This is a genomic window from Dysgonomonas sp. 520, from assembly GCF_010501095.1.
GTDB lineage: Bacteria > Bacteroidota > Bacteroidia > Bacteroidales > Dysgonomonadaceae > QVMP01.
The window spans coordinates 1-2,039 of the sequence record NZ_QVMP01000056.1 but is presented as its reverse complement, the minus strand read 5'-3'; the positions used below and the strand labels follow the sequence as shown (position 1 = coordinate 2,039).

Genomic DNA, 2,039 nt, shown 5'->3' with positions numbered 1-2,039 from the left:
GCATTGTTGGTGTAAGAGCCAATATTGTAACTCTTTTGACTTGATATAGTACTATTGTTATCAGCTCCCAGATTGAAACACATAAATGAGATCCATTCCCCGGCATTGTTCTTCGCTCCACAACCCACAGCTATTTCTGCAATATCTGATTCTAACCGTGCCCCCAATCCATTTTCGGCAACACAATAGAATTTATAAAATCCTGTGTTATTGGCATTGCGGGTGGTTCCTTTTATCACCTGAGTGGGTTTATATGTACGTGTGGTTGCTCCTGTTCCCTGTGTTACAGGCTCACCAATGCGTACATGTACATTATTGCCCGTTACCTGATACCATTGGTAGGTCCACAAACCCGAACCTGCAACAGTCATTGATAGAGACTCCACTGTTTCCGTTCCTTGCTCGTAAAAAGTAAACGGTTTTGGCTGTTCTAATATGGAAGCGATAGCCGGATTAACATCTGCAGAATTCCACTCCGATCCGTTCCATGTGAAAACTCCGGGGTATAGTGTGCTGCCGTTGCTGTACAGGTTATATACCATCAATCCGGCGAGCTTTTCTTTCAGAGAGTTGGTGTTGTTTACGAACTCGGTATCCGTCTTCGAGATAAACGGTTCAAGGGTCTGAGCATCCACCAGCTTTACACGAGGAAGCAATAAGCCACCTTGAGTTGAAGTGATGTTTGCATCGTCGATAACTGATGTTACCTTTCCTGTGGTTTGCTGTGTCTTCAATTCCATGAGTGCTGCCCGTGTAGCAGGAATATCCGACCCGACTGTCACCTGTGCGCATATATAGCCACTTGCAAATAGTATTGTTGCCAAAAATAGGCTTTTAAGTTTGTGATTTCGTATTTTCATAACTCTTTAATTAGATAATATTTAAATTGTTTAGTTTGTTTTTGTAGGATTCTGTCACTTACAGAGTGACAGAGGAGGTATATGCGTATTTTTATTGGGTTAGCTATCAGTGCTTTATGAATTTTAGGAAAGAGAGAAATAAGCCTTTGGTTGAACGCTCGTAAAACATTCTGATGAAACGAGAAGACGTGTGAATGATAATTGCTTGATAATTTGATTGTTGTGTAGTGAGAAATTTGCATTCAAATATTATTCGGCAAAACATTCGTTTAACAAACTAATATACAATACTTAAACAACAACAATGATGAAAACGGAAAATGATAATCCAATCGAATTCCTGCAACTGAATGAGGGGCAGTCATGGAGTCTTGAACCGGGAGCAAACAAGATAATTCTGGTGATGGAAGGGAAAATAGAGCTTCGTTCTTCAAATCATCCCGAAATCTGCCTAACCTCCTCAAACATGGTGTTTTATCCCTTTCAGGAGCGGGTAGTATTGAAAGCGACAAGAAAAACAAAAGTGGTTTTGCTCCGTTTTTCCAACCAATCGAGCCTCTGCAATGTTGTCACACCTTTCGATAAGAAAGACGATAATTCAATAATTCTTCCTCTTAAAGATGTGATATTCAATTACATTCAGATACTTGAAAAATACATTAAAAAGGGAATTGACAGTGATTTTCTGCTGGAACTGAAACTAAAAGAATTTGGTTATATCCTCAAGCATTTCTATTCGGAAGAACAGTTGCAGAGTTTCTTCAACCTGCTACCCGGTAACGATTCGTTATTCACCGAAGAAGTGTATAGCCTGAGCCTAAGTGTTCGTTCGGTTCGTCAACTGGCTGAAAGAATGAATTATAGCTATTCTGGATTCAACAAACGTTTCAGGCGAGTATTCAATATGTCGGCATACAGTTGGATGAGAAACCAGAGGGCAAAGCAAGTCTATCAGGACATTTGCCAGACAAGTAAAAGCCTGAAAGAGATCAGCACGAACCATAAATTTGCCACCCTGTCTCATTTCAATGAATTTTGCCACAAAAATCTGGGAAATTCCCCTTCCGAAATCCGAAGAAAAAACCGAACAAGACAGTATATATAAAAAAAGAACCTCTGTCACTCTGTAAGTGACGGAGGCTCTCATTGTCTCATTATCAGACTACAAAGATATAAAAA

Annotated in this window: 1 protein-coding gene and 1 pseudogene; one reads left to right on the top strand and one right to left on the bottom strand. The window is 39.8% G+C overall.

The annotated features are described in order from the left end of the window. Nucleotides 1-860 (bottom strand): annotated as a pseudogene (locus D0T56_RS16485) (hypothetical protein); the annotation flags it as partial. 304 nt (nt 861-1,164) lie between these two features. Here D0T56_RS16485 and D0T56_RS16480 point away from each other — a divergent pair. Further along, a complete protein-coding gene (locus D0T56_RS16480) occupies nt 1,165-1,965 on the top strand; it encodes an AraC family transcriptional regulator (protein ID WP_163321261.1) in 801 nt (266 codons plus the stop codon). The last annotated feature ends 74 nt before the right edge of the window (nt 1,966-2,039 follow it).